This is a genomic window from Bacillus sp. 41-22 (genome assembly GCF_025809295.1).
Lineage (GTDB): Bacteria > Bacillota > Bacilli > Bacillales > Bacillaceae_G > Bacillus_A > Bacillus_A mycoides.
Genome location: NZ_CP084035.1, coordinates 2,366,738 through 2,392,419, shown reverse-complemented (window position 1 = coordinate 2,392,419; position 25,682 = coordinate 2,366,738). Strand labels below are relative to the sequence as shown.

Genomic DNA, 25,682 nt, shown 5'->3' with positions numbered 1-25,682 from the left:
TCCCTCCATATAACATTCGCTTTTATCACTTTCGGTACAATTTACTTTTGTATGGGAGAGCGTTTTCTCTGTATGGTACCGTACTTTTTTCTCGAATACCTTGCTTTTTTATTCGATTGAAATTAAAGAATAACTATATACATAGGGATACACGCTATAAAGAGATACTTAAATTTCTTTAAAAAATTCATTTTCTGGCCTCCATTTCTTTATATAAATAATTTAAAACAAAATATTTAATAGAAAGAAAAGATTTTATTAAATTTTTATAAAATTTAATAACAGGAATAAGTACCAGGTATTTATTGTCACTTGATGGAATAATGAATGTGTTTTCATCATGTAACTTTATTAAACTAGCCTTGCACCAGAACCCTTTGAATCGAACAATTCATAATAAACGCCATCCTTTCTGTATATTTCTACAAAAAGAATAGCGTTTTTTGATTATATGGATACAAATTTATCTTAGCTTGATTGCAATACCGAAAGTTCCGAAGAACCAGATTTGAGAATTAATGCAATCTTCCATTCCAAGCCATCCACATAAGAATCTATAATACTTTGAAACCTTTTATTTCAGGCTAATATTTAGTTTTATCCTACAAAGTTAGCCTTTTACTATATCAACCGCACTATTCCACATACCGCTAAAGAAAGATCCTATTTCGCGCATAAAACGTGTAAACCAATTTGCTTGTTCTACTTCAGATTTTGTTACAAGGTCTACTTGTAATGATTTACCTGATAAGAACCCAGGATCTGTAATATCTTTAGGCGATATAATCATTTGACTAATTGTTACACCTTTTTTAATAGGCGCTTCTTGTTCTTTATTCGATACTTTAAATTCTTTTTTATAAACGTCTTTGTTGCCCTTTGGCATTGGAAGTAAAACAGCTTGCTTCGTTTGAACAACTATATCTTTGTCCTTTGCATTTGCTACTCGCACTGTTTCATGACCTTTTACTACTGAATCTTTTCCATAGACCTTCTTCACTTCAAAATTCGCAAATGCATAATCATATAATTTCTTTGTTTCATCAAAACGTGCTGTATGAGAGTTTGCTTTTATAACTACAGAGATTAGACGCATACCGTTTTTTTCTACTGTACCAGTAAAACAATCTCCGGCTTCTGGAGTAGTTCCTGTTTTTAACCCATCTACACCTTCGTATTGCTTAATTAAGCCTTTTAACATCCAGTTAAAGTTCGTCATATCAATCGGATACTTGCCACCCTTTTGGAATGTTTTTTTAGGGATTTTTGCTGTATCTAATATTTTCGGGAAATCTTGAATAAGACGTTGTGCTAAAATCGCACAATCTCTTGCGGACATTTTATTTTTCTCGTCTGGAGTTGTCCCTTCTGGGTGATGTCCTTTTAAATCATGGTTTGTTAAACCTGTAGAGTTTACAAATTTATAATTTTTCATTCCAAACTCTTTTGATTTATCGTTCATCATTTTCACGAAATTGACTTCTTTTCCAGCAATCTCTTCAGCTAAAGCAATTGTTGCACCGTTTGCAGAGTAAATTACCATTGCCTCATATAACTCTTTGACCGTATAAGAGCCACCATTTTCTAATGGAACGTTTGATAATGAGCGATCTTGCGAAATCTTATATGCATATTCAGAAATTTTAACTTTTTGATCCCATTTAAGTTTTCCTTTATCCACCGCTTCATGAACTAAGTATTCACTCATCATTTTTGTCATACTAGCAATTGCTAATGATTCATCTGCATTTTTTTGATATAAAATTTTCCCGGAATTTGCTTCTACTAAAATTGCTGATCCTGCTTCTACGTCTATAGCAGGAACTGTTTCCGCTGATGCTCTTCCAAATGTAACGGCCATGCTACAAAATAGTGTAAGCACTGTTACTATTGTAATAAATCTCTTGCAAAACATACTTTTCACTTCTGTTACCTCCAATATCTTTGTACTCAAAAAAACGTTATTTTAACATAATCCTCCAAAAAATAGACAGCGTTATCAAATTCTATATACATATAAGACATTAGAACCACTTTCATATAGACCATCTCATCCCACCCTTTTAGGCACACTGACACTTAGTGTTCCCACACATATCCCTCTTTTTAATACCTTTGTATTTTTCGAAATGATCTGTACTTTCATATCTTTTAGGATTACACTTAATAGACAATCTAAGTAATACATTTGTTCCACATTTATAAAAAAATAAAACCAGTGTGCCCCGGTTGAATACCAAAACACACTGGTTGCTAAATTTACTATCGTCTCTTACATTATTCATATCAATGAACTTCCCCTTTATTCGATTAATCACTTTATAATAATAAATCAAATTAACTTATCAGTATCATGTCTACTATGAATGGCCTACTTGAATTATTAACTTAAGAAGTTTCTTAAGTTTAAAAAAAAGCTTATGGAACCTTTCATTCCATAAGCCATTCTATTTAATTGGATGTTCAACAATAAAGGACATCCAGCCTACCTTATATTCTGCATGTATATTACCATTATGAAGTTCAACAATTCTTTTTGAGATAGCGAGTCCCAGCCCATTTCCTTGATCATCTTTTCTTGCCTTATCACCCCTGAAAAACCTTTCAAATAATTTATTAGGATCGCTAACAGGCGGCTTCTCGACTTTATTTGATACTTTCAAAATTGCTTTGTTACCTATTAGTTCAAGACATATTGATAATTCGGATGGTTTCATGCTGTACTTTATCGCATTCATAAACAGATTTTCATAAACACGTACCATTTTTTTTACATCCATGAAAATAGGTATTGTTTCTTCCGTTATTGATTTTTGAACGATTAAACCTTCCTTTTCAAATATAGGTATGTATTCTCCAACTATTTGCTCCAACAAGCCTGATAAATCAACTTCGTTAATGTTTAACTTAGCATCGATGTCTGATAAACGGGTGTACTCAAATAGTTCATCAATTAGATATTTCAATCTCTGTGATTTTAAATAAGTGGTTTCGAGATACTCCTGTAATTGTGCTTTACTGTCGTATTGCCCTCTTTTTAATAAATCTACATAGCCGATAATAGATGTCAACGGTGTGCGTAAGTCATGAGATACGTTGGTTATGAGTTCATTTTTTGTACGTTCCAATTGTCTTTCCTGTTCAAATGTATTCTCCAATTCCTTGGACATATAATTAATATTTTGAGCAAGATGAGTCAATTCATCCTTTCCCTCAATCCCAATTGTCAAACCCAGTTTTCCATTGGCAATATCATTCACATTATCAGAAATGAGCTTCAAATATACTATTTTCTTTCGAACCAATATTAAAAAAATGATAATAAAAGTAAAGATCGCTAACGCAAATATAAGAAATGTAAGTATATTATTTTCAAATGTACTAAGATCATCAAGATAGTGATTTAGATTTAATGGTATTATAATATATACAAAAGTTAGGATTGTTAAACCAAACGAAACAAAAAAACTAACTGCAACAGCACCAAGAAGTTTTATTATTATCTTATTTCTAAAACTAAGCTTCTTCATATTTTGTACCCAATTCCCCAAACAGTTTTAATATAAATTGGATGTTTAGAATCCTCTTCAATTTTGTCTCTTATTTTTGTAATATGCACCATGACGGTATTATCCGATTTATAAAAAGCATCTTTCCAAACTGCTTCATATATTTTTGCAACACTCAGAACAATCCCTTTGTTACGAGCAAGTAGTTCGAGTATATCAAACTCTTTTGGAGTTAGCCTTACTTCCGTGCCTCTTATCCATACTTGACGTGTATCTGTATTTACGGTCAAATCACCAATTTCTAGGACACTTTTATCATTATCTGTATTTGTATTATATTTTTTAAACCTTCTTAATTGGGATTTTACTCTAGCGATTAACTCCAACGGATTAAACGGTTTTGATAAATAATCATCGGCACCAGAGGCTAAACCCTGAATTTTGTCTATATCCTCTGATTTTGCAGAAAGCATGATAATAGGCATATTTCGTTCTTCCCTAATCTTCATACACGCTTCAATGCCATCCATATTAGGCATCATAACATCCAAAATAATAAGATCGAATCGCTTTTCTTCTAACAGTTCTAACGCTTCAATAGCATCTTCTGCCTTTTGAGTTTTCAGACCTTCATTTTCCAAATATACAGAGATAAGATTTCTAATCTCTTTATCATCATCAACAATAAGAATTTTTGACTCCATATGATTCCTCCACATTTTTCTCATATTGAACAACTAAAAGCATAAGCAGACGGTACATTTCTATCCTCTTTTTTGTAAACCTGCAATTGAATGACCAAAAGTAACATAATCGATATAAAAGATAACGTCTTAAATATTGTTCAAAATTTTCTTTAGATCCATTTACAATTAATAATTTTTCTTCTTCATTAAATTTAGCTTTTAATAAAAAAAATTTTTTTGAGATTCCTTCTTTTAATTAATTTTTTTTGATTACACCGGTAGTGTATATAACTTATAAAATGAAAAAAGAATCCTCTTCAATACGCTCTTTAAAGAAAATTCTTTTTCAAATCGTATTTTCTTTACTCGTTACTTATTTTCACCAGTTTTTCTCCTTGTTCTAAAAGTGTTTCATAGTCATTGTTCTCTTTAATTTCTTTGATTTTATTTTCAATTGTGGGCGTATTATTTATATTAAAGTACGTATTTAATACTTCATATGGTGTCTTTCCTTGTTTGATTGCACTATCTTCAATAGCTTCTTTCCATGGAATATTTACTTTGTCCATGCTTAATTCAAGGGCTGAACCAGTCTCATATCTCATATTCCGCTCTAAAAACCTTGGAGATTCTGCCTGTCCATTAGCAATGAAGTTGAACGCCTCCATAAAAGTAACATGATATGGCTTCTGTTTCTTTGCAAGTACCATAAGATTTCCACCAGTTAATTTACTATAACGATACTCTAAGTATCGTGCTGAACCTTCTATTGCTTCAGTTTTTGTTTCTCCAATTAATTGAGGCCATTTTTTATAGCGATAGTTACGTACAATTGTCCAATCATATAATGCCTGATTAATACTTTCTGGGTTCGTATCAATCATTGCTTTATCTAATAGCTTAAATTCTAATCCCATTAGCGCGTAATTTTCTTTATTAATCGGATATTCGTGAATAGACTCTCCACCATTTGCATCATATGTCCAATCTTTTTGTTTATAAGCATGAAAACCTTCATGTAATAAGAAAGATGAAAAATCAAAATATAAATCTGGATTACTAAACATTTTAGGATGATATTTTAAATAAAATACATCCATATCGTTAATATTTATTGTCCCAAAGTTCCAAGGAATCCAGGTAGAAATAGTTCTAAAATCAAAACGAGTTAAGCGATAGACTTTAGATAGATGCAGAGAATTTGAGACTTTTATTTCCTTTGCAAAAATACTATTTTCTAATCCCGTTACATTAACTGCATAAGCTTCTTGTCTAAAGAATCCCCCGTCTTTATTACTACGTATCAGAACCAATGGCATTTTTTCGAAGCGATAATCTTCATTCCAGAGTTTATCACTCGATTCTTCGAAGCTCTTATAAATAGTAGATAATTCTTTTAACATGTTTTGATCCGTGTTATCTAAAGACTTAAACTCTGTATGATATGTTTTATTTAAAATTATGCTTCCCAACATAATTCCTATAAATATTACTAATAAGATTAAAATTACCTTTAAAAATTTTTTCAACACACACTCCTTTTCTAAAACGATAATCCTTATGATGAATAAAGTTTACAAGTTTTATGTTTATTTACACTCTTTTGGTGCAAACCCAATTTTAAATAATAGCTATAATAGACACAATGAATACAAGATATTTTTTTGAAAATTGTTCTATCCTGTCAAAATTCCGATAATAGTTAACAATTAATATTGGATGATTATTCAATTTTATTGTAAGGGGATAGTGCAAGAGTTCCTACAAATAAGGTTAAAGTAGTACTCAATGTAGGAACGATGCTATTTTCCCTCTTCTTTTCCCTTCATTATTAAGATATAGAAAGAATAGTATTTTTCTCTTTTAATTGCTCATACATATCTTCTTGTAAGTTATACATGAAATGCGCCCCCTACTTGTATTTACTTTTTTTCTAACACTTTCTGCCGCTCATTGCTGCATATTTGTATCTCAAATCCACTTTCTATTTTGCTTACATGATATTTTTTCACTTCATCATAACGGGGGCCAATTATGATGATACTTAGTATACATAACATTATTACATTAACCTTCTTTCGGAAGTACAATTCTTTTATACAATTGAACTGTAATCCAGTAGTAAATCGAGTAAATCACTATGAAAATAACAATTGGTAACCAAATACGAAAATACGGATCGATTAAAAGAGGGCCAAACATATTCATACCAACTAATATGTGAACAATCCCGATAATTGCTGGGACTAAGAATACGAAGGATAACTCCTTATAAATCGATTGTGTTAATAATTCCTGGCGAACACCAATTTTACGAAGCATTTGGTAACGTATACTATCTTTAGATGCACCAGATAGAATTTTAAACATTAAGCAACTTGCCATCATTGCTAAAAACGCAATTCCAACGAAGAACCCCATAAACATTAGTCCGCTGGAAAAACCTTGATTTGCAATATATTGTTGATACTTACTATACAGCTCTTCAGATTTCACATTTTTATACTTAACTACCTGTAATTCATCAAGTTTTTTCCATTCATTTAAATATGCTTCAAAATCATCTGTTTTCCCAATAAACACAGTACTTTCTTTACCTTTCATACTATCGTATATGTTTTGATCTACAATTTTTATTTTATGATTAGGATATATATAATTTGGCTGAATTGTTTCGAAAGCGTCGCTCCATTGTTTTGATTTTGCATCCTCTTTACCCCATTGTCTTGACAATGCAAATGCATCCATGGGAATCTCTTCTGAAACTTTCATTAACTTCTCATTTTTTCTATCTTTTACTAAAGGATGATTGTTCTCTAGCTCTTCTTTTATATAATAAACATACTTATCATCTACTTTGTAACGATATTCAAGTTTCTCTTGAAATAAAATACTACTCAAAATGTTCTTTTCTTCTGCTGTTGGATTATGAACTACCGAATCGTAAATTGTTCCTTTATCAGTCTGCTTTAAAACGTCGTTTTTAAATGCCATACCACACGCAATTCCACCTGCTCCAAGGGCTACTAAGATTGCTACCGTCGCAAGCACATTTGTTAAGCCATTAATGCGGAAGTTTAATTGAGTAAAGGTAAAAGCATTAAGCCCTTTTTCACTACGCTTTTTATTACTTTTTATTTTTTTTATCATAACTGGGAGAAGTGATCCAAACAACATGTAAGTACTAACAGTTGCTGCGATTAATCCAAGAGCCATTAATGTAGGAACGGTTCCTAGATTTTTTGCCTGTGGTATATAGAGCAATGATGCATAACCAATACCTAACAAAATCAGACCAAGTAATGCAACTACAACTGTCATTTTTCCTTTTACCGCGCCACGCTCTGTTTGTGCACCTGCATGTACAAGTTGTAATATAGAAATACGTGACAATTTAATACTATTCATACTTGCTGATAGTACAAATAATGCAAAGAAGAAGATGCAAGTAACGACCATTGATGGAATGTACAAAGCTTGGTAACCTTCTCCAGTCAACTCCAATTGTTTCATTAATAACTGTCCGATACCTTCTGCAAGTCCTACACCACTTGTAATCCCAATCACAAGTGACGCCGCACCTAATATAATTGTTTCAAGGAACATCAGTAATGTAACTTTATACTTTTTTGCTCCTAACATCATATACATACCAAACTCTTTTTGGCGAAGAGATAATAAGAAAGAGTTTGCATACATAATGTAAAAAAATGTTACAATCGCTAATAAAGAGGAACCTATTTGGAATATTAATACAATAGGACCAATGTTTGCATTAGATTCAAGGAACACCTTATTTAGTGATAGCGTTTGAAACATATAGAAAGTAGAAATAGATACAATAAGACCAATAAGTAATACAATATAATCTTGCAATTTACTTTTCAACCCTGACATGGAAAGTTTAAATAACATACCCAAACCTCCTTTCTTACGCTTTTTGTGTGCCTAAATCTGCAAGCACGTCTAAAATTTCTTTATAAAACTCTTCACGTTTACCACCACGGTAAATTTCTTTATATAACTCACCATCTTGAATGAATAAAATACGCTGACAGTAACTTGCACTGTATGGATCATGCGTAACCATCATAATCGATACGCCTTGTTCTTTATTTAAATTTGTCATCGCATTAAGTAAACTAGTTGCATTTTTAGAATCAAGAGCTCCTGTTGGCTCGTCCCCTAAAATAATTGCAGGCTCATGCACTAACGCACGTGCTGCTGCTGAACGCTGTTTCTGTCCACCAGATACTTCAGATGGGTACTTTTGAAGTATTGTTACAATCCCTAACATATCAGCTACCTTTTCTACTTTCGGCCCAATTTTTCGTGATGGGACACCTTGAAGGGATAATGGAAGTGCAATGTTTTCGTAAATAGATAAATTCTCTAATAAATTAAAGTCTTGGAAAATGAATCCTAACTTTTGCGAACGGAAATCAGAAAGCTCACCTTGCTTCATTTTCGTAATATCCGTTCCTGCAATTTCAATAACGCCACCCGTCGCTTTATCAAGAGTCGAAATTACATTTAATAATGTTGTTTTGCCAGAACCAGATGGCCCCATAATTCCTACAAACTCCCCCTCTTGAATCGAGAATGAAACACCTTTTAATGCGTGTGATTGATTCTCACCTTTTTTACCGTACACTTTTTGAATGTTTTTTACGTCTACAACTGGTTTTATCATATATATCCTCCTACGTTTGTATGATTGATAAGCTACTGTTTGAGTTGTTTCTTTTTCGTTTCCACTTGCAATGCCTCATCTGTAAAAGTATTAAACTTGTACCCCACCAATATATATCCTTTTATTTTTCAAAATAATAAGTCCTTTCATATTTTTGCAATACATAAAAATAGATATCAAACGGGATATATTGTATTCAATTTGGACATCCATTTTTAGGAATACACGTAATAGACCATCTAAGTAATAAATTTGTTCCCCGTTAAGATAAGAAAGCACTAGGTGTTTTGTTAAGAAAACAAAATGAATTGCATAAAAAAATCCATTTTCGCTATCTCAAAAAAAGAATCATTGCTGCAGATTTTATAAACTGTATAATGGCCGGCTCATGCACAAGTATACATGTTGCTGCCCACTAGATACTTCAGGTGGATACTTTTAGAGTATCGCTGAAACTTCTAACATATAAACTACCTTTTCTACCTCCGGGCGAGTAATTCGCGATGGAACACCTTGAAGGGAAAATGAAGAAACAATTTTGTGCAATCATTTGAATTATAAATAAAACATATTAAGAACTACTGGTTATATTTCTTAATTTTTCTTAAGATAATTTATAAAAACTAAACCATAATGGGGAGATTATTTCATAATTGTTTCTAGTACAAATAATAAAAAAACTACATCCTATATTGAATGTAGTTTTTCTAGCTGATTTATTTATTTTTTACTTCATTTTTATAAAAATCAAATAATGGTTCAATGGCTGGACTAGATAAAAGAGGAATTGCCTTCTTAATCAATTCTCTATCCCAATCAAACCAACGCATTTCCATTAGCATATTAATTTCTGTATCAGTGAACCGTTTTTTTATTTCCTTAGCAGGATTACCGCCCACTATTGTATATGGCGGAACATCTTTACATACGACAGATCCTGCCGCAACAATTGCACCTTCACCGATTGTAACGCCAGGCATTATTATAGCATTCATACCAATCCAGGCATCACTTTTAATGACTGTATCACCCTTTGGTTCATAAGATTGTCCGATTTGCTCAGCGAATGGATACACTGTAATCCATTCTGAGTGATGATTATGATTACCACCCATTAAAATGATAACGCCACTTGCAATACAAACATAATTTCCAATAATAAGTTTATCAAGATGCCAACCCATCTGTTCAATTGGATTGAAAAGTGCTTGGGACTTAGCATCGCCCCATAAATACCTTACACAACCATCTTCAAAATTTTGATTTCCATAATACCCTGAATAATAGGAGTACTCTCCTACTTCAATGAGTGGATTTGTTACTATATCTTTTAAATACTTTGTTTCAGACCAATGATTAAATAATGGATGCTTCATAACTATATTCCTCGCTTCTAAGTATTGTAGATTTTTGCAATTTACTTAGAAGCTTAATACGACAGCGACATTTTTAAACTTTTTCAAACGACGAATCATTATCTTCAAGCCTTTCAGTTATAATGAAAAATCATAACGTAATAAATTACACAAGTCAAATTAACCAAGTTATAATAAATCCGAGAATGCGGACAAGAAAACCATTTTATATTTTTTTTGAAACTTTTTATTTTTTTATTTAAATTACGGTACATGAAATTCACATGACACTTGTGTAGTAATACTTTCTCCTTATCAAGAGGATATAATATTACAGCAGAACTTTTACATAGGTGTAGCTTTTGAATAAAGTTTGATTAAATTAACTTAATAAACCTTGATAAAAGAGCGAATAGAAAAAAGTTTGATGATTTTGTGAACCTTACTCAATTAAAGCGCCCGACTGTGGTAGATACATTATCCTCAATTACTTCTTGGGGTAGCGTCAGGAAAATGCGGATTTACAACGCTAAGGAAATGTCACTTATTTAAAAAGCCGATTTCCATCTCAAGGAATCGACTTTTTAGTTATTCTTAATGAACTAACGCATACGTTAGTTCATTAAGTAAGAGGTTTGAAAAAATAGCCTGTATATATTTGAACGATGAATAACTTCCCTATTTTCTTGTGTTAGTTTGCACTATATACAGAAAATCCAGAAAAACTTAACATATTATTTATCTGTTTGTTTTTGCTTCTTTTTCAAATACTCCGCACGCAATTTTTCAAGTTGCTGCTTTTTATCAAATTTGGCAGGCGTCTGTTTTTCATGAAACTTTGCCACAGCTGCCTGACCTTTGTAATCCAATTGATATTTCCCCACTTTGTTCACCTACTTTTCTTATCTTTAAAGAGAATCTATTCAACAAATATAATATACCTTATTTTACTTAAGTAAACCTTATTAGTCAAAGGAACTTAAAGTAAAAAGCTTGATAACAAGGGGGAAATCAATCTAAAAAGTCGCTTTCCTTAGGTAAGGGAAAACGACTTTTTGTGTAGTCTTATTCAATTAAATGACCCGATTGTTGAAGAAAAAGATACTCTGCAAAATAGATCTTTTTATCAAACTTTATTTTAAATCAACAATAGGTAAATTTCTTGGCCATTATTTTGCTTCACATAAAATTCTATACAAAAAAGCAACCTATAAATTTAGGCTGCTTTTTATTCCGTCTTTTATTACTTAGCTAATTCTTTCGTTCCCTGCATTACATCAACGAAAAATCCCCAGTTATTCACAACAGAAGAAATACTAATATGTTCATCTGGAGTGTGAACATTAAAGATATCTGGACCGAATGAAATAGCATCTAACTCAGGCATTTTTTGAACAAATACACTGCACTCAATTCCTGCATGTACTGCGAAGATTTCAGCATCTTTGCTGTATTTTTCTTGGTGCACTTTTTCGAATAAATTACGGATAGGCGAATTAGGATTATATGGCCACTCTGGATATTCAGACTCTTTTTCAAATGTTGCCCCTACTAATTCCGCAATATACTTAATTTCCTCTACAATATGTTGTTTTAAGCTACTTACAGAACTTCTCACTTCGCTTCGTAATTTAATCTCATCTTGCAGTGTTTGAATAACTCCTAAATTAGTTGAGCTTTCTACAAGACCTTTAATATCCATGCTCATACTTTGTATACCATTTGGAATTAAGAATAATGAAGAAATAAGCTGTTTTTGTGTTTCTTTAGAAAAAACTTTTCCCGCCTTTTCTTCTACTTTTGTAAGTGAAACATGAACATCCGGATCAACAGCACGTAGCTCTTCTTGTAACATACGTGTCCATGATTTTAGTTTTTCTTCTACTTGCTGTACATCTTCTGCACGTAATAAAATTGTAGCTACACTTTCACGCGGAATTGCATTTGTTTTTAAGCCGCCATGAACTTCACTCATATTAAACTGAATGTGAAGTGATAAATCACGTAAAACTCGTCCTAATACTTTATTCGCATTACCGCGTTGTTTATCAATTTCCAAACCAGAATGTCCACCTTTAAGTCCCCCAACATATAGTCGGTATGTGTCCATATCTACTGACGCTTCATCCCAAATCACTGAAATCGTTTCAACTGCTTTCGCACCACCTGCGCTACTCACTAGTAATTTATGATCTTCTTCAGAATCAATATTAATAAATATTTTTCCATCAAAATGATTTGAATCAACAGCGAATGCACCGCCCATTGTCGTTTCTTCTTCAGTTGTAATAACAACTTCTAAAGCTGGATGCGGGATGTCTGTTGAATCTAATAATGCTAATGCATATGCAACGGCAATACCATTATCAGCACCTAAAGTAGTTTCGTTTGCATATAACATATCTCCAATAATTCTTAATTCAATTGGATCTTTCTCAAAATCATGAACTGTCGCTTGGTTTTTTTCACACACCATATCAGAGTGCCCCTGAATGATAATAGCTGGAACATTCTCATAACCAGAAGTAGCTTCTTTTTTTATAATAACATTTAACGCTTCGTCTTGAATAACTTCTAAATTACGTTCCTTTGCGAAACTCACTAAGTAATCACTAATTTCTTTTTCATTACCTGATCCTCTAGGAATCTTTGAAATTTCTGCAAAATGATAAAATACAGGGTGCTTTGTTAATTGTTCTAAAGTAGAATACATTTTTAACCTCCTCTCCAATTGACAAAATAATATGTACGTCCTTTATTATTATACCATGATTCATTATTTTACTTTTATTTTAAGATTTCAAAAATTCATTATAACTTATTCATTCCATCCTCATATTTTTTAATTTAGTGTAAATAAGCTATACTCTTACAAGATTGTAAGAGTGCTGTAATCAAAATCGATTTTTCTATTTAAAAAATAACCGCATACTTTAAATACATAATTTAAAGGAGATAATGAAAATGAAAAAATTTTTATCTGTTATTACACTAAGTTTATTATTTCGCAACTTAACTATCGGGTGCGAAAGAGCTTCTCTAAATAGAATCGGTAAGGATGTATATTACGTACAGATAAAAGGTGAAGGGTTTATTGAAAAGATAGAAGGTAGAAACTTACGGAACTACACATTGCCGGCATATGATGAAGATGGAGTAAGAAAACAAATTACATTTAGAAGTAAAAAACAATCAAACGATCAAAAATTAAATGAAAAGGCATTTTTGTGCATTTATGTAGACCAAGAAAATAAAGATAAAAATGAAATATCATCGATTGAAGTAAAATCCTATGAAGAAATTCAAAAAGCGGATTTACCTTTAAAAGTAAAAGAAAAGTTTAATGCAAAATAAAAAAATACAGGAAAATGCTCTTATGCATTTTCCTGTATTTTTTTCACTCGAGCATATTTCGAACTATTACTATCCATAAGTTTTTCTAAACGATTTATATTTTCTGTTAATGCACCTTTCACAAGAGAGAAATCTGTATTTGATTCTTCTTTTTTAGTTTTAAAAAACGAAGATTTTTGAGCATTTACTTCTGCCATCTCTTCTCCCCCTTTTCAAAAAGATACAACCTTTTATTTATATTATATAGCAAATGCAGACAGAGTGTACACGTATCATTTTCTTTTTAATTCTTCTTCTAACTCTTCTACTTGCTGCAAAGTATCTCCTTTTATTAAAGAGAAGTCTGTTGTATCTTCATTATCTTCTTTAAAAAAATCATTGTCATAATCTTTTATCACTACAATCACCTCTACGTGCTAGTGTAGGAATGATTGTCCAATTTTATACAAGCTTGTCTGAATTTGTTCTCCCTTTATGTATAGATGAAAAGGACAGAAAAAGATTCTGTCCTTATTTACTAAAATAACTATGATGAATTGTTAAATTATATACATTTTCAAAATCTCGATCTTGAAGGTTATTTTTCTTCCCATCAATAACAATGAAAACATCACTAACTATTTTTGCTGGTATAATTCCGACATTTTCTACTTGCACCGCTTTCTGCTCATTCAATTGCTCGATGTGTTCTAATGGAACAATAATACTAAATTGAGAGCGGATACCACGAAAGTTTGTATTTAATTCCTTCACCGCTTCAAATACAACAATTTTCGCACCAATCTTTTCCCCATATGAATCTAAAAATGTGTTTAAGCTTTTTGTATATTCCTCTTCCGTATGCCATTCCATTGTCCCAAAGGCTGTTGGATTCACATTTTGAATAATTGTCGTATATATTTCTCCTCTTGCTTTTGAAGCAATTAATGACCTTTTAATTGATTGGACCGTCTTTCCAATATCGCTGAATTTTGCGCCCCATATTTCTGAAATATTTGGTGTCAAAATGAATGCAATATCAACGAAAATTACCATCGCAGTAAACATTAAAAGATTTTTCCAGAGGGTTAAATCTATTCCTTTTATCATGAAATAAACTGTGACTGATGTTATGAACAAACCGTACCACGTTTTTCGAATTCGTTGTTTCTTCTCCTCGTACAACTCTTCATTTCTCCAATAAAAGAAAACAAGAACAATAAAGACGATTGCTAAAATAAATAAGCCAATTCGAATGTTAGAGATCGTCAATCACATCACCCTCCATTCCAAAACTACTCACGATACCATTACATGCACAAACAGCTCTCTTTATGACAAAAGACGTGGACAACCTTCTAAAGTTAGCACCATCGCATATACATTAGAAGCAGGCCACGTCTTTTATCCTGCATTAACGGGCAGTAAGACCCCCCACCTCAAAATTCAGCGAAAGCAAAGACGTTAGGTGAGGGATCAACTGCCCATAAAAGCCCGATTGGTGAAGGCTAATAATCAGTGCGGGATGAACACCCTCCACTGATTAAAGTTTCACTTTATCATGAATCTACATTGTATATGTAGACAAGCATGTGTTTCAAATTTTCATGTTAAAAAGAAATATGTTTCGGAATTTCCCCTTCAGGTACTTCTCCATCCATACTTAAGTAATAATGACGAATCGGACGTAATTTTTCATCTAACTCATAAACAAGCGGAATGCTAGTTGGAATATTTAATGAAACCACACCATCACTTGAAAGATTGTCTAAGTATTTCACTAGCGAACGAATTGTATTACCGTGCGATGAAATAATTACTTTCTCACCACTTTTTAATGACGGTGCAATTTCTGAATGCCAATAATCAACTACTCTTTTCTCCGTATCCTCTAAACATTCAGTCAATGGGAATTCATCTTTTTTTAACGTTTTATATCTTGGATTGTTCGCCTCATATCGAGGATCATCTTCAGTAAGTGCAGGCGGTCTCACATCTATACTTCTTCTCCAAATATGAACTTGTTCATCTCCATATTTTTTTGCCGTTTCGTCTTTATTCAATCCTTGTAGTGCACCATAATGGCGTTCATTCAACTTCCATGAGTTATGTATAGGGACCCAAGTGAGATCCATTTCATGCAGTACAATCCATAATGTACGAATTGCTCGTTTTAGTACCGAGGTATACGCAACATCAAATGTATATCCATTCTTTTTTAATATTGTTCCTGCTTCTCTCGCTTCACTTAATCCATTCTTTGATAAATCCACATCTGTCCATCCTGTAAATCGATTTTCAAGATTCCACAAACTTTGTCCGTGACGAATGAGTACAAGTTTTATCATTATAATTCCCCTCTCGGAAATATGAATTTTAAAATTTCAATACGTACACATATAAAGTTTTTGGCAATGTGAATTTTTTATCCATAGTTGCCAAATATACAGATAAAAATTTATGATTTTTCAAACTACAAAACAAGATACTGTTTCTATCTTTTATTCTACTGGTATTTCACGCTTAGACGTCCATGCATCAAATCCTGAACGGCTATTTGCCATTTCATTCATAACTTGATGCCAATTTTCTTCACATGATTCGCCAAACTGTGAGAAAATAGCTCCCATTTGTTCTCTTTGAACATCGCTCAGTTTTTTCTCTAAGTCTGTTCCTTCTTCTGTTAAAGACAGCTGTTTCACACGACGATCATGTGCAGCTTCATTACTCTCAATAAGTCCTTTATCTAACAGTTGGCGCAACGGTCCGTGAAGAGCTTGTTTACTTATTTCTAAAAGTGATAGCAGCTCATTTACACTAAGCCCTGGAAAACGAGCGATAAAAAACAGAATTCTATGATGTACACGCTGTATACTATACTCTTTTATTATTTCATCTGGTTTTTCTGTAAAAGTTTTATATGCAAAGTAAAATAATGCTAATGCCTCATTCATTTGCTCTTCTTTATGTTGTGTCATCTACTTTCCCCCTGTATGTAAATTATACCACAACTCAATTATGAATAATTAAATTGGTATATTGAGCCTAATTTCTTCATTCTAAAACCAACAAATTTCAACTATTATATTTTTGAAGGTTGTTTAATTCGTAAACCATACCTTCAAATAAAGTATCCAAATTATTTTTTAAAGAATTCTTAAGGAAATAGGTTAAATTCAAATGATAAATATTGTAAAATTTATTTATTAATATTTTTTTGAAAAACTCAATTGTGATTGGAGTGTTATTGTATGCAAACAAAAAAAGTTTATCTTTATGTATTTAATACGATGTCAGACTGGGAATATGGACATTTAATTGCAGAACTAAACTCAGGAAGATATTTCAAAAAAGAGTTAGCCCCTTTAAAGGTAGTTACAGTAGGAGCTAATAATGAAATTATTACTACGATGGGAGGACTGAGCATAAAGCCAGATATTTCCCTGGATGAATGTACTCTTGAGAGTAACGATCTTTTAGTTTTACCTGGAGGGACTACTTGGGGGGAAAGCATTCATCACCCTATCTTAAAAAAAATTGGTGAAGCGTTAAAACTCGGCACTATTGTTGCTGCCATTTGTGGTGCAACTGAGGGGTTAGCGAATTTTGGATACCTAGATTCTAGAAAACATACAAGCAATGATTTAGAATATATTAAAATGGTTTGTCCTAATTATAAAGGAGAACAACTTTATAAGATGGAACCTGCAGTATGTGATGAAAATTTGATTACTGCATCAGGAGTAGCTCCTCTGGAATTTGCAATGGAAGTATTGAAAAAAATTGATGTATTTGCACCAGATACGTTACATTCATGGTATAACCTAAATAAAACTTATAAGCCTGAATACTTCTTCCAGTTAATGAATTCAATTACTAGATAAGCTGAAAAATTAAATTAGCAGTTTTATATTATATAAAAAACTTAAAAAGCACCCCTAAAGTCGTTATAAATACAACCGATGACGGTTGTAAAACAAAAAATAAAAGGGATGATACATATTTATCTTGTATCATCCCTTTTATTTTTTATAACATTAATATCACCATATTATTTTAATTATTCATCTCCAGCAAGAGTTAACTGCCAAGACACACCATACTTATCATTTAACCAGCCAAACTTTTTACTAAACGGATATGAACCTAAAGGCATAAGAACTTTTCCATCTTGTGCTAGTTTATTAAAAACGGTTTCGATTTCCTCTTCCGTATCACAAGTTACATAAAGAGACATAGCTGGGGTGAATGTAAAATCATGCTTTACATAACTATCAATACACATGAACTCTTGTCCATTTAGCGTAAAAGTTGCATGAATTACAGTTCCCTCTTTACCTGGTCCATTCTCATCATAACGAGAGATACTTACAATTTCTGATTGATTAAATAGCGATGTGTAAAAATTCATCGCTTCCTCAGCTTTGCCCTCGAACATTAAAAACGTAGTGATTTTTTGATTTGTGTTACCCATTTAGAGACATCCCCTTGTTATGTATTTATGCAAAACATACATCGGATAATAAAACCGAACGTACATTCTCATAAGTGTATTGTCTATAAAAACGATGAGTTTGTCAATTATCTATGTTTTATTTCTTCTTAAATAATGCTGTCCAAAGAAATGATTCTCCAAACATATTATTTGGTTGTTCAATTTGCTTCATTTTTCTAATTTCAATTACTTCAAATTCTTTAAATATCTCTCTTAACTTTTCTTCTGAATATGCAAGACCACCTTGTAAACTCCATCCTCTATACACATCCCAGTCCGTTATTTCCGATCCATTTCGCTCATTCAAATCACCTGCTGCAAAACATGTTAATCCGAAATAACCACCCGATTTTAATGAGTTTTTAACTAAATCAACATAATTCATTCTTCTATGTGGTGGAATGTGATGCAAGCAACCGGAATCATATACAAAATCATATTCATCTTGAAAATCCAAATTAAAAATCGATTCACAAACAAATTGTATTTCTATTCCGTTTTCTAACGCCCTCTCTTTGGCCCAATTAATTCCTTCTATAGACAAATCTACGGCTGTTACATCAAACCCTTGTTTCGCTAAATAAATTGCATTTCTTCCTGGACCACATCCAAGCTCTAACACTTTCTCTTTTGAAATCCATTCTGTTTGTATATATGAAACTAAATTCTCATCTGGAACATTTGCAAAAAAAGGAACATCCTTTTCTCTATTCGTGTAAAATTCATTCCAAAATGGTACTGCGGGTCTTAATAATGAATCAAGCATTTTTAATATATCTTCTTGAGTGTGTAACGTTTCACTTTTCATTTATACCCCTCCATAATCAATAGTCAGAAAATTATTATATCTCTTTTTAAACTTTCAAACAAAGAAAAACTCCTATATTCAATAGGAGTCAAAAATATTATCTCTTTAAAATCCAAGTACAGTTAACCATTTTAACAACTGCTCTTCTCGCACCTTCAAATCATCGTTTCTATACTTACCCATCTGTATTTCGCTAACAATTTCTCCGTCCACCATAAAAAGAACTCTTTCTGTTTTAGCTGCTACCTTTACGTCATGAGTAACTAGCAAAATTGTAGTTCCTATACGGTTTATATTTGCTAAAATATCCATTACTTCTTCTGTCGCTTTTAAATTCAAAGCACCCGTTGGTTCGTCAGCAAAAATAATATTAGGTTTATTTATGAGTGCTCTACAAATAGATACCCTTTGCAATTCTCCTCCTGATGCTTCAGTTATATTATTAGTTGCAATTTGACTAATTCCCGTTTTCTTCATCAATTCAAGTGCACGTTTATTTATTATTTTCCTGCTCTCAACTTTTGCTAAATACGCAGGCAAAACTATATTATCAAAAAGATTCAAATTTCTAAGAAGATTGCTCTGTTGAAAAATAAATCCCATTTCGCTGAGTCGTAATTTTGCTAACACTTCTTCTTTCATACATGTTATTTCTTTACTATCAACTTTCACACTTCCTGATGACATTTGATCCATTCCACTAATATTATATAGTAACGTCGATTTCCCTGAACCAGAAGGTCCCATGACCGATATAAACTCTCCCTCATAAATCTCTAAATTTATATTTTTTAACATATGGCAAGTTTTATTTCCATCCATTGCGTATTTTTTATTTAATTGTTTTACTTCTAAAATTTTTTTCAAATTACACACCTCCTACTCCCCATTTAGCTTTAAATCATTTTTTTGTTTCACTGTAAAACTACTAAAAAGTGTTGCTACGGTCACAGATATAAATAAAATAGCTGGACATATTACATAAGAAATGATTGGATTAACAACAAACTTTATGTGAGCTGCTCCCATAAATGAACCTAACCAGCTTATTAGTGTTTCTCCAAACGTAGCAGCTATAAATGCCCCTGTTAAAATACCTACTAATACTATAGCAATAGAACGAGTAACATATTGTATACGAATATCTTTGTAGGAAAAGCCGATACTTTTCATAATTAATATTTGCGAAGAATCTTTTACCAATAACATTTTAAAAAACATCGCAGTTATTAAAACCGATATCAATATAGCAATCAAAATTGCCACTTGTGTCACCAGTCTTAATTGTTTGATTGTCTCTCCTAAAGTTTGAGATAAATAATTATCCGTATCTGTTATTTTTGCAGAATTTAAATTTTGTTTATACTCCTTCACTTTTTCTTGTAGATTCACTTTGGGTTTCATATCTACATTTACTACGTACCATAATATATCTTCTTTATTGTAAGAAAAACTCGCTTTAGCTGTTTTTCCTCCATTCGTTACATCTTGATATATACCACTAATAGTTAGCATTTTCTCTTTTCCTTCTACAAATAAAACGATTTCATCCCCTATATTCTTTTTTAATTCATTTGCGTTCATATAAGAGAGAGCGATCTCATTTTCATTTTTTGGTGCCATACCTTTAACATATTCTATTGGAAATTGGGCGAAATCTCCCACTTCTACATTTAAATTTCCATTTGTACCATCAGCTTTCACCATTTTAAATGTACTCGTTACAAATGCTGCATATTTTTCTACCTCTTCATCGTTTCCGATATACAATATAACGTCATTAAACCGTTTTTCTATATTTTCAGATTGCTGTAAATCTATTCGCATATCACTCTTTCCTGTTCCCATATAATTAACAAATTGCGGTGACTGAATCGTGTACAAAAAGTTAACTGGTACAACAATCATGAACACTGCAATAATTAAAACGATACTTAATACTCGATATAACTTAAATCGTTTCACTACATCTTGTATACCAATAAATATATTTACATTTGTAATTTTAGTTTGATAGAGAGAAAAAAATCTTCTAATCTTTCTTTTTCCTAGTTTATCTCTTGATCGTAAAGCGTCTATTGCTGTAATTCTCCTAAAATTCCGCAAAATGATGCGGCAAAAAAGGATAACGGCTAGAAATAACAATGTTGTGACTATCAATGGCACAACATAATATAAAATACTTTTATTAGCTGTCCCCATATAAAGTGCGATGTTAGAGGTAAATATTTTTGTAACAAATAACGAAAGGATATATCCACATATACATCCGATAGCGAAAATAACAACATATTTTGTTACATATAGTTTTTGAATATCTTTACTTTGAATGCCGATAGCTTTCATAACACCAATTTCCCGATAATCTTCTTCCATTGAAGTAATAATCGTAAATCTAATACATAAAATCGCGATTAGCATTAATAATGCACTTATTATGATAAGTACTGCAGCTATTATTCCATCTGTTAATGAATTGAGTGTTTTAAAGAGTGAATACGTAATAGAGGGACCTTTTTGAGGTAAGTTTGATGACTGGTATAAAGTTTCAAATTCATTTATTTTATTTAAATCTGTTAGCTGGAATTCAATAAGATATTCACTTTCTCCAAAATTCCCCTTTATTCTTTCGAAGTCTTCATCGCTTATTACAAATCGTTTTGAACTAACAAGTGATGGGTTCATTTGAACATCACGAACAAATGCCGAAATAGTAAATTCTAGCTCATTATTATTTTTAACAACCCAAATTTTATCTCCAATACGCAAATGATATTTTTGCATATAATAAATTGGTACACCTATTTCTCCTTTCCTAACATCGATCAATTCATTATTTAAATCTAATAAAAAGTCAAAAATAGTATTTTGCTTAACAAAGCTAATGTCCATTACACTATTATGTTCCGCTTGATTTTTCTTCTTTATAAAAATGTTAGATCCGCCTATTTGAACCATCTCTGCTGTTTGTTGTTTTTTTACAAAAGGAGTTTGCGCTACAAATGAATCAATTGACTTTTGGTTTATTTCTCCGGCATGCATTTGTACGAAGTGCGGTGCGTTTGATACTTTAAACAATTGATCCGTTGAGTTCAATAGATTTATAACGTTACTTGAAGCACTTGCGATTAAAAGACTTGATAACATGATAAACATAAATAGAATGGTAATTATCATTTTATTTTGAGAGAAATCTCTTTTTAACATTCTCCTAATCATATGGAGCTAGTTCCCTTCATTCCATAATATTTTCTTCGTCACTATCGCTATTATTATCATTATGAAACTAATAAATAATATAGGTAAATAAATTTTCATACTGAATCCTTCAAACATAAAACCATAAATGACTTGCCCAATTGGTGCCATACATTGAGATACCGCTGTTATAATTGCCATTACTTTTCCTAGGTTTTCATTTGGTGTTTTCTTTTGGACTACAGTAATCACATAGATGGATACAATTGTCACGATCATTGCAATTAGAATAGAAGAAAGTATAAAGAGGATAAATGGTGGATAGTATCCTAAATTAAGAATAACTGGCGTAACTGATAGTGCCATTGGTAGTACTAATAAAGCTATTAAAAGCATCCAGTAATACAATGTTTTCATCTGTAGCTTTTTCGCAAAAAAACCTATCGATAATGCACCTAAAATAGTAGCAAAATCGATCAATCCCATTCCAATTCCGTATAACGTGTCGCTACTTTCCATTGTTACTCGTATAATAATTGGAGCGCCAACAACAAATAGCGGTGTAAGTATTAAATTTAGTAATGCAGCTAAAAGCATAGATTTCAAAATAAATGGTTGTTTTAAAACATATATAAATCCTTCTTTCATATCCTTTACAATTGTCGGTATTATATGGCTTTCTCGCGCTCTTTTTATAAAAGGTATTTTAATAAACATTTCTAAAATCGCAGATAAAAAGAAAGCAAGACAACTTATTATTACGAGCATTTTCAAACCAATTATGCCGTACAGTATTCCTCCTAATACAGGAGCAACTATATTCGATAATGCTTGCACACCATTTACGATACCGTTCGCTTGCTCTAACTTATTCTCTGGAACTAATTGCGGAATACTCGCCATTACAACAGGTGAATACATTGCACTAACGACTGCTAGTAAAAACATAATTGTTCCAATTAACATAGTAGATACAGGTCCAGTAAATAACAAAATTATAAAGCTTAATACAATCGCAGCGTTGATAAAATCAAAAATAACCATTAAATTACGGCGATTGAAACGATCTGCTATCGCTCCGCCAAGAGGGGCTAGCAAAAACGGAATACTCGTTACCGCATATAATCCTGCGAATATATCAGCACGCCCTGTTATATCTAGCACATATAATGACAGGGCAAAACGTAAAAGTGTTGAACCTAAAATAGTAATAATTTGTCCACTCACCATTAAGTGAAAATCTTTCATCGAAGACCTTATACTAGCTGACATCCTTATCACACCTTTCATTCGATTCAGACCGACTGTCGGTCGATAATATCCAAACAGAAAATTACTATTTCTGTTTGATTAAAACCTCCACCATGTAATCAAAGGCTCCCTCTTTCGCTCCAACAGATGCTTCCATCATTTTGATATAAGCTTTAGCTCTCCTCATCATTTCTTCCGGCTTCCACTGGAATAAACCCTCATCAAATATGACTTGTGCTGAAGAGAGTAATAATTCAATCGTTTCTTGTGGGTATGGAGTAGAAAATATGCCTTCAGCGATTCCTTGTTCTAAAATCTCTGCTAAAACAGGAGATAAATGAATAATTGATTGTACTATACTTTTTTGATGCATTTCCGCATTATTTGGCTGATGAAATTGTTCAATCATTTTATCTTTTACATCTCCTGATTTTGGTGATTGTTCCATTAAAACTCGAAATAACTTATCCAAAACTGGGATATTAGGGTTAGAGACAATTGCTTTCGCTTTAGCAACATCCGCTTTAATAATCCTCATAATAATTTCATCCATTACTTCTTCTTTCGACTTAAAATAATGATAAAACGTCCCCTTTGCTATACCAATCTCTCTTAAAATGTCATTTACTGTAGTTTTCGTATACCCTTTTGTAACAAACAAACGTTCAGCAGTTTCTAAAATTTCATTTCTACGCTCCCCATATTCTTTTACGATCCTCATTCATGTACTCCTTCCTACGGACCGACTGTCGGTTTATTTAAAGTATATGTTTAGTATGTGAAAAGTTTCCTGTTATCGTACATATACAACAACCTACTTTATATTTCCTTTATGAATTTTAAATTATTTAATACGGTAAATGAAATTTCAAAGGTTGTTTTTATGCAATCACCCTTGTACTTATATCGACTTCGTTGTATAAAAACAAAAAGAGCCGCAACACTTTGCGACTCTTTTTGAATAATAACTATTTAACGGCCACGTCTTTGCTGACCTTGTTTTGTACTACTTTTCTTATTACTTGGCTTATTAAATGATCGATTGTTATCATTTCTCGAACTATTTCTTGAATCGTTTCTTGGACCACCTTTTGAACCACTTCTTGAACCTTCACGGCTATCTCTTTGACGATATTGACCTGATTTCTTTGGAGCCGGCTTTTGTACCGGTTTTCCATTTTCATCTACATTTTTTATCATCGGTTGTTCGATTATTTGTCTTTGTATTGGTGCACCAAGCGTTTTTTCAATTTCTTCTAAATGTTTTTCATCTTTCGCTGCAACGAACGTAATTGCAAGACCTGATCCACCTGCACGTCCTGTTCGGCCAATGCGGTGAATATAACTTTCTACATCTTCAGGGATATCAAAGTTAAATACGTGCGTTACACCATCTACATCAAGTCCACGAGCTGCTACATCAGTCGCAATTAAGTACTGAATTTTAGCTTCGCGGAAACTCTTCATGACTCTTTCACGTTTCGCTTGAGGTATATCACCATGAAGTTCAGCACAATTATAACCTAGTCCTTTTAAATTATCATACAGCTTACTTACTCTAACCTTTGTACGACAGAAAATAACTGCCAAAAATGGCTGATCACGATCCATAACAAAACGAAGTGCATCTGGCTTTGCACGATCTGTCGTCTCAATGACACGCTGCTCAATTGTATCTACCGTTACTTCTTCACTTTGTACTTGAATCATTTGCGGCTCTTCCATATAACGTTTCGCCAATTTTTTAATATCTTTTGGCATCGTTGCTGAGAATAACATCGTTTGTTTACTATCAGGTGTCTCATCTAAAATATCTTCAATATCATATAAGAATCCGAAATAAAGCATTTGATCCGCTTCATCTAGTACAATTGTTGAAAGATTACTTAAATCAATTGTTTCACGACGTATATGATCTAATAATCGTCCTGGTGTCGCAACAACTATATGTGTATTACCTTTTAATTTTCTTAATTGTTGTGCTACATCTTGTCCGCCATATATCGCTAGTACATTAATATCTTCTCTTTGAACAAGCATTTTTTTAATTTCAGTTGTAATTTGCAGTGCTAGTTCCCTTGTTGGTGCAACAATTAAAGCCTGAACATCACTAGACTCTGGATCGATTTTTTCTAAAATCGGTAACACGAATGCTAACGTTTTACCCGTTCCTGTTTTCGCCTGCCCAATAATATCTTTACCTGACATAATAACAGGAATTGCCTTCTCCTGAATCGGTGTTGCTTCTGTAATTCCATTTTCACGTAATGTATGATTAAAAGTTTCACTAATTCCTAATTCTAAAAAGTTTTTCAAATAGACCACTTCTTTTCCTTATTTTTCACATTAGCTTT

23 protein-coding genes are annotated in these 25,682 nt (G+C 32.3%); 2 read left to right on the top strand and 21 right to left on the bottom strand.

All coding sequences use genetic code 11. From position 1 onward, the window contains the following. Positions 1–610: 610 nt before the first annotated feature. The 9 genes from LCF45_RS12215 to LCF45_RS12175 all read right to left on the bottom strand — a co-directional run bounded on the left by LCF45_RS12215 (position 611) and on the right by LCF45_RS12175 (position 12,956). The gene (locus tag LCF45_RS12215) at positions 611–1,924 is read right to left on the bottom strand and encodes a D-alanyl-D-alanine carboxypeptidase family protein (protein ID WP_050001358.1); all 1,314 of its coding nucleotides are present in this window, start codon (positions 1,922–1,924) and stop codon (positions 611–613) included. Between the two features lie 523 nt (positions 1,925–2,447). Beyond that, positions 2,448–3,530 carry a sensor histidine kinase gene (locus tag LCF45_RS12210; RefSeq protein WP_263894853.1) on the bottom strand — a complete coding sequence of 361 codons (1,083 nt, stop codon included), beginning with the start codon at positions 3,528–3,530 and terminating at the stop codon, positions 2,448–2,450. Beyond that, a complete protein-coding gene (locus LCF45_RS12205; protein ID WP_002017038.1) occupies positions 3,527–4,213 on the bottom strand; it encodes a response regulator transcription factor in 687 nt (228 codons plus the stop codon). Before LCF45_RS12205 ends, LCF45_RS12210 begins: the two co-directional genes overlap by 4 nt. A gap of 344 nt (positions 4,214–4,557) precedes the next feature. Beyond that, a complete protein-coding gene (locus LCF45_RS12200; RefSeq protein ID WP_033731040.1) occupies positions 4,558–5,724 on the bottom strand; it encodes a hypothetical protein in 1,167 nt (388 codons plus the stop codon). A gap of 538 nt (positions 5,725–6,262) precedes the next feature. After that, positions 6,263–8,110, bottom strand: coding sequence for an FtsX-like permease family protein (locus tag LCF45_RS12195; RefSeq protein ID WP_263894852.1), 1,848 nt, complete (start codon positions 8,108–8,110; stop codon positions 6,263–6,265). Positions 8,111–8,126: 16 nt separating this feature from the next. After that, entirely contained in the window at positions 8,127–8,888 is a 762-nt protein-coding gene (locus tag LCF45_RS12190; protein WP_002136341.1) for an ABC transporter ATP-binding protein, read from the bottom strand. Positions 8,889–9,604: 716 nt separating this feature from the next. Then, complete coding sequence (locus tag LCF45_RS12185; protein WP_003189261.1) at positions 9,605–10,264, bottom strand: CatB-related O-acetyltransferase; 660 nt, start codon at positions 10,262–10,264, stop codon at positions 9,605–9,607. Between the two features lie 713 nt (positions 10,265–10,977). Further along, positions 10,978–11,127, bottom strand: a complete 150-nt coding sequence (locus LCF45_RS12180) for a hypothetical protein (RefSeq protein WP_002069316.1) — start codon at positions 11,125–11,127, stop codon at positions 10,978–10,980. A gap of 359 nt (positions 11,128–11,486) precedes the next feature. Further along, positions 11,487–12,956 (bottom strand): aminoacyl-histidine dipeptidase, encoded by a 1,470-nt coding sequence (locus LCF45_RS12175; protein ID WP_016126945.1) that lies wholly within the window; start codon positions 12,954–12,956, stop codon positions 11,487–11,489. 251 nt (positions 12,957–13,207) lie between these two features. Here LCF45_RS12175 and LCF45_RS12170 point away from each other — a divergent pair, with 251 nt between their 5' ends. Beyond that, positions 13,208–13,597 (top strand): YxeA family protein, encoded by a 390-nt coding sequence (locus LCF45_RS12170; RefSeq protein WP_078206839.1) that lies wholly within the window; start codon positions 13,208–13,210, stop codon positions 13,595–13,597. A 20-nt stretch (positions 13,598–13,617) separates the two neighbouring features. On the opposite strand, the gene spoIISB is transcribed toward LCF45_RS12170, so the two are convergent. From spoIISB to LCF45_RS12145, 5 genes are all read right to left on the bottom strand, one after another. Beyond that, a complete protein-coding gene (gene spoIISB / locus LCF45_RS12165) occupies positions 13,618–13,794 on the bottom strand; it encodes a stage II sporulation protein SB (protein WP_003189253.1) in 177 nt (58 codons plus the stop codon). Between the two features lie 75 nt (positions 13,795–13,869). After that, positions 13,870–13,995, bottom strand: a complete 126-nt coding sequence (locus LCF45_RS12160; protein WP_000588712.1) for a hypothetical protein — start codon at positions 13,993–13,995, stop codon at positions 13,870–13,872. 112 nt (positions 13,996–14,107) lie between these two features. Further along, positions 14,108–14,848, bottom strand: a complete 741-nt coding sequence (locus LCF45_RS12155; protein WP_002017051.1) for a type II toxin-antitoxin system SpoIISA family toxin — start codon at positions 14,846–14,848, stop codon at positions 14,108–14,110. A 338-nt stretch (positions 14,849–15,186) separates the two neighbouring features. After that, the gene (gene gpmA, locus LCF45_RS12150) at positions 15,187–15,924 is read right to left on the bottom strand and encodes a 2,3-diphosphoglycerate-dependent phosphoglycerate mutase (RefSeq protein ID WP_002032137.1); all 738 of its coding nucleotides are present in this window, start codon (positions 15,922–15,924) and stop codon (positions 15,187–15,189) included. A 153-nt stretch (positions 15,925–16,077) separates the two neighbouring features. After that, positions 16,078–16,554, bottom strand: a complete 477-nt coding sequence (locus LCF45_RS12145) for a MarR family winged helix-turn-helix transcriptional regulator (RefSeq protein WP_002017049.1) — start codon at positions 16,552–16,554, stop codon at positions 16,078–16,080. A 273-nt stretch (positions 16,555–16,827) separates the two neighbouring features. Between LCF45_RS12145 and LCF45_RS12140 the strand changes: the two genes are divergently transcribed. Beyond that, the gene (locus tag LCF45_RS12140) at positions 16,828–17,460 is read left to right on the top strand and encodes a type 1 glutamine amidotransferase family protein (RefSeq protein ID WP_002017047.1); all 633 of its coding nucleotides are present in this window, start codon (positions 16,828–16,830) and stop codon (positions 17,458–17,460) included. A gap of 176 nt (positions 17,461–17,636) precedes the next feature. On the opposite strand, the gene LCF45_RS12135 is transcribed toward LCF45_RS12140, so the two are convergent. The 7 genes from LCF45_RS12135 to LCF45_RS12105 form a co-directional block, all read right to left on the bottom strand. Then, complete coding sequence (locus LCF45_RS12135) at positions 17,637–18,050, bottom strand: VOC family protein (RefSeq protein ID WP_002012925.1); 414 nt, start codon at positions 18,048–18,050, stop codon at positions 17,637–17,639. Positions 18,051–18,168: 118 nt separating this feature from the next. Further along, positions 18,169–18,879 carry a class I SAM-dependent methyltransferase gene (locus LCF45_RS12130; protein ID WP_002127421.1) on the bottom strand — a complete coding sequence of 237 codons (711 nt, stop codon included), beginning with the start codon at positions 18,877–18,879 and terminating at the stop codon, positions 18,169–18,171. Positions 18,880–18,984: 105 nt separating this feature from the next. Continuing rightward, a complete protein-coding gene (locus LCF45_RS12125; RefSeq protein ID WP_078206840.1) occupies positions 18,985–19,746 on the bottom strand; it encodes an ABC transporter ATP-binding protein in 762 nt (253 codons plus the stop codon). A gap of 12 nt (positions 19,747–19,758) precedes the next feature. After that, positions 19,759–22,098: an ABC transporter permease gene (locus LCF45_RS12120; protein WP_263894851.1), complete on the bottom strand. Its 2,340-nt coding sequence runs from the start codon at positions 22,096–22,098 to the stop codon at positions 19,759–19,761. A gap of 6 nt (positions 22,099–22,104) precedes the next feature. Continuing rightward, the gene (locus tag LCF45_RS12115) at positions 22,105–23,367 is read right to left on the bottom strand and encodes an MFS transporter (RefSeq protein WP_263894850.1); all 1,263 of its coding nucleotides are present in this window, start codon (positions 23,365–23,367) and stop codon (positions 22,105–22,107) included. A 46-nt stretch (positions 23,368–23,413) separates the two neighbouring features. After that, positions 23,414–24,049: a TetR/AcrR family transcriptional regulator gene (locus LCF45_RS12110; RefSeq protein ID WP_002032119.1), complete on the bottom strand. Its 636-nt coding sequence runs from the start codon at positions 24,047–24,049 to the stop codon at positions 23,414–23,416. A 251-nt stretch (positions 24,050–24,300) separates the two neighbouring features. Beyond that, positions 24,301–25,653: a DEAD/DEAH box helicase gene (locus LCF45_RS12105; protein ID WP_002012917.1), complete on the bottom strand. Its 1,353-nt coding sequence runs from the start codon at positions 25,651–25,653 to the stop codon at positions 24,301–24,303. Between the last annotated feature and the right edge of the window lie 29 nt (positions 25,654–25,682).

Excerpts from the sequence above, each read along its gene's own strand:
- LCF45_RS12175 (WP_016126945.1), bottom strand. The coding sequence starts at position 12,956 with ATGTATTCTACTTTAGAACAATTAACAAAGCACCCTGTATTTTATCAT.
- gpmA (WP_002032137.1), bottom strand. The coding sequence starts at position 15,924 with ATGATAAAACTTGTACTCATTCGTCACGGACAAAGTTTGTGGAATCTT.
- LCF45_RS12140 (WP_002017047.1), top strand. The coding sequence starts at position 16,828 with ATGCAAACAAAAAAAGTTTATCTTTATGTATTTAATACGATGTCAGAC.
- LCF45_RS12205 (WP_002017038.1), bottom strand. The coding sequence starts at position 4,213 with ATGGAGTCAAAAATTCTTATTGTTGATGATGATAAAGAGATTAGAAAT.
- LCF45_RS12115 (WP_263894850.1), bottom strand. The coding sequence starts at position 23,367 with ATGAAAGGTGTGATAAGGATGTCAGCTAGTATAAGGTCTTCGATGAAA.
- LCF45_RS12135 (WP_002012925.1), bottom strand. The coding sequence starts at position 18,050 with ATGGGTAACACAAATCAAAAAATCACTACGTTTTTAATGTTCGAGGGC.
- spoIISB (WP_003189253.1), bottom strand. The coding sequence starts at position 13,794 with ATGGCAGAAGTAAATGCTCAAAAATCTTCGTTTTTTAAAACTAAAAAA.
- LCF45_RS12210 (WP_263894853.1), bottom strand. The coding sequence starts at position 3,530 with ATGAAGAAGCTTAGTTTTAGAAATAAGATAATAATAAAACTTCTTGGT.
- LCF45_RS12185 (WP_003189261.1), bottom strand. The coding sequence starts at position 10,264 with ATGAAGCATCCATTATTTAATCATTGGTCTGAAACAAAGTATTTAAAA.
- LCF45_RS12170 (WP_078206839.1), top strand. The coding sequence starts at position 13,208 with ATGAAAAAATTTTTATCTGTTATTACACTAAGTTTATTATTTCGCAAC.
- LCF45_RS12190 (WP_002136341.1), bottom strand. The coding sequence starts at position 8,888 with ATGATAAAACCAGTTGTAGACGTAAAAAACATTCAAAAAGTGTACGGT.
- LCF45_RS12195 (WP_263894852.1), bottom strand. The coding sequence starts at position 8,110 with ATGTTATTTAAACTTTCCATGTCAGGGTTGAAAAGTAAATTGCAAGAT.
- LCF45_RS12120 (WP_263894851.1), bottom strand. The coding sequence starts at position 22,098 with ATGATTAGGAGAATGTTAAAAAGAGATTTCTCTCAAAATAAAATGATA.
- LCF45_RS12110 (WP_002032119.1), bottom strand. The coding sequence starts at position 24,049 with ATGAGGATCGTAAAAGAATATGGGGAGCGTAGAAATGAAATTTTAGAA.
- LCF45_RS12145 (WP_002017049.1), bottom strand. The coding sequence starts at position 16,554 with ATGACACAACATAAAGAAGAGCAAATGAATGAGGCATTAGCATTATTT.
- LCF45_RS12130 (WP_002127421.1), bottom strand. The coding sequence starts at position 18,879 with ATGAAAAGTGAAACGTTACACACTCAAGAAGATATATTAAAAATGCTT.